The organism is Nonomuraea sp. NPDC059194 (assembly GCF_042754765.1).
Lineage (GTDB): Bacteria > Actinomycetota > Actinomycetes > Streptosporangiales > Streptosporangiaceae > Nonomuraea.
Genome location: NZ_JBHZBH010000100.1, coordinates 1 through 2,643 on the forward strand (window position 1 = coordinate 1; position 2,643 = coordinate 2,643).

The 2,643-nt window shown below is 71.8% G+C and carries 2 protein-coding genes; both read right to left on the reverse strand.

The window, feature by feature from the left end:
* Positions 1-1,568 (reverse strand): condensation domain-containing protein (locus ACFXJ8_RS43920; RefSeq protein WP_379651513.1); only part of this gene is annotated, 1,568 nt, incomplete at its 3' end.
* Positions 1,565-2,643 (reverse strand): AMP-binding protein (locus ACFXJ8_RS43925; RefSeq protein ID WP_379651515.1); only part of this gene is annotated, 1,079 nt, incomplete at its 5' end. The genes ACFXJ8_RS43925 and ACFXJ8_RS43920, both read right to left, overlap by 4 nt.

Consider the following 2,643-nt stretch of genomic DNA (forward strand, 5'->3'; position numbering starts at 1 on the left):
GCGTTGTATTCCTGGAAACCGGTCAGGACGATGTTCGCGCCAGCGTCGGTGAGCATGGCTTGGCGGCGGTCTTCGGGGTCGGCGGGGTCGAGGGGTAGGTAGGCGCAGCCTGCCGTGAGGACGCCGAGCAGCACGACGGGTAGGTTCAGCTCGCGTTCCATGCACACGCCGACCGGCTGGTCCGGCCTGGCCCCCGCTGCTCGCAGGTGAGCGGCTACTTGACGCGCTCGTTCGGTGAGTTCGCGGTAGGTCAGGCGGTCGCCGTCGAACACCAACGCGGTCGCGTCGGGGGTGCGTTCGGCCTGCTCGAATACCAGGCCGTGCAGGGTGCCGCCCGCATGCTCCCGTTCGGTGGCGTTCCAGGCCGCGATGGCCGCGGTGTCCTCGGGGGACGGGCCTTCCTGACCGGACAGCGCCCGCACGTACAGGTCGCGGTAGCGCTCGACCTGCTCGGCGGGGAACTGGGCGGTGTCGTAGGAGATGGTCAGCGTCAGGCCGCTGTCGGGGGTCCTGACGAAGGCCGCGCTGAAGGCCAGGTCGGTCTGCTCGAAGAAGTCCTGGTCCTCGATGGTCAGGTCGGCGCCGCCGTACACGTGGAAGTCGCGGAAGTCGACGTGCGCGTCGAGCAGCGGCGAGCGCCCCGCCGCGCGCTGGATCTCGAACAGCGGATACTGCCGGTACGGCAGCAGCGCCACCTCCGCCTCGAACACCCTGCGCACCAGCTCGGGCGCGTCCGCGCGCAGCCGCAGCGGCACCGTGTTGAGGAACAGGCCGAGCACCTCGTCGCCCGCGTCGCTCTCCGGCCTGCCGTGCGTGAGCACACCGGTCAGCACGTCGGGATCGCCGGTGGCCAGGTGCAGCACCCGTAGGTGCGCCGCGATGAGCACCGACCGCAGCGGCACCCGCTCCCGCGCCGCCCGCTCGGTCAGGTCGGCGACCAGTCCGGGGTCGAGCGGCGTGGCCAGCACCGCGACGGCGCGCGGGCCGCCCGTCGGGTAGCCGGGCATCCTGGGCAGGCGGCCGTCGGGCGCGTCCTCGACGACCTCCCGCCAGAAGCCCGCGGCCTCCGGCGAGACCACGAGCTCCTTCTCCACCGCCACCAGGTCGCGGAAGCGAGCGCCCGGCGGCTCCACCGGCAGGCCCGGCGTGCGGTAGCGGGCCAGCAGCTCGTTGACCAGCGCGGCGACGCTCCAGCCGTCCAGGATCGCGTGGTGGAAGGCGACGGTCAGCGCGAACCTGTCCTCCTCGGGACGCACGTGCACCCTCAGCAGCGGCGGCGCCGACCAGTCGAAAGGCCCGTACTCCGGCGCGGTCGCGGCCACGGTCAGCGGGATCTCCGCGTGGTCGTGCACGAGCTGGACCGGCTCGCTGAAACCGGTCAGGTCGAACGAGGTGCGCAGCGCCTCGTGCCGCGCGGCCACCTCGCCCAGCGCCCTGACCAGCGCCGCCTCGTCGAACCGGCCGCGCAGCGTGAGCGTGGTGTGGTCGTGGAAGGTCACCCCGTCCAGCTCGCTGTGGTAGAGCATCCCGGCCTGCAGCGCGGTCAGCGGGTAAGCGTCGACGATCATCCCATGAGCCTTTCTCGGTCCGCGGGGCTGAGCAGGGCGAACGCTCCCGTTTCAGGTTTCTGTACGGCTGTGCGCCTGCGTAGCACGGTGGCCAGCTCAGCCACCGACTGGTGCCTGAACAGCTGCTGCAGCTCCACGTCGTACCCGGCCGCGCGCAGCCTGGCCACCACCTTCAGGCTGCGGATGGAGTCGCCGCCGACCTCGAAGAACGAGTCGTGCCGACCGGCCCGCTCCAGCCCCAGCACCTCCTGCCAGACGCGGGCCACGGCACGCTCGGCGTCGGTGCCCGGCGGCTCCCACCGCGCGTCGGAACGATGCTCGGGCGCGGGCAGCGCGGCCCGGTCGAGCTTGCCGTTGGCGGTGAGCGGCAGCGCGTCCAGCCGTACCCACGCCGTGGGGATCATGAACTCCGGCAGTACGGCACGCAGGTCGGGAACGCCGTCATCGCCGACCAGGTAGCCGACGAGGCGGCCGTCGACGGCATTGGCGGCGGCCTGCCTGACGCCCGGCTGCTCGCGCAGCACCGCCTCGATCTCGCCGAGCTCGACGCGCATGCCGCGGATCTTGACCTGGAAGTCGGTGCGGCCGAGGTATTCGAGTTCGCCGGTGGGGAGCCAGCGGGCGAGGTCTCCGGTGGCGTAGAGCCTGGAGCCGGGGGTGAAGGGGTCGGGGACGAAGCGTTCGGCGGTGAGGGCGGGCCGGTTGAGGTAGCCGCGCGCCAGTTGGACGCCGCCGATGTACAGCTCGCCCGGCGTCCCGATCGGCACCGGCTGGAGCGATTCGTCGAGCACGTACAGCCTGGTGTTGTCCACCGGCCGGCCGATCGGCACGACCGTCTCGCCCGGCAGGCAGTGATGCCAGGAGACGTCCACGGCCGCTTCGGTCGGGCCGTACAGGTTGTGCAGCTCGCTCTCCACGGGCCACTCCAGCCCGGCGGGCAGCGCCTCGCCGGAGCAGATGACGCGGTGGGGGAGCTGGAGGTGTTCTTCGAGGAGGAAGGCTTCCAGCATGGAGGGGACGAAGTGGGTGGTGGTGATGCCTTCTTCGACGATGAGGTCGCGTAGGTAGGCGGTGT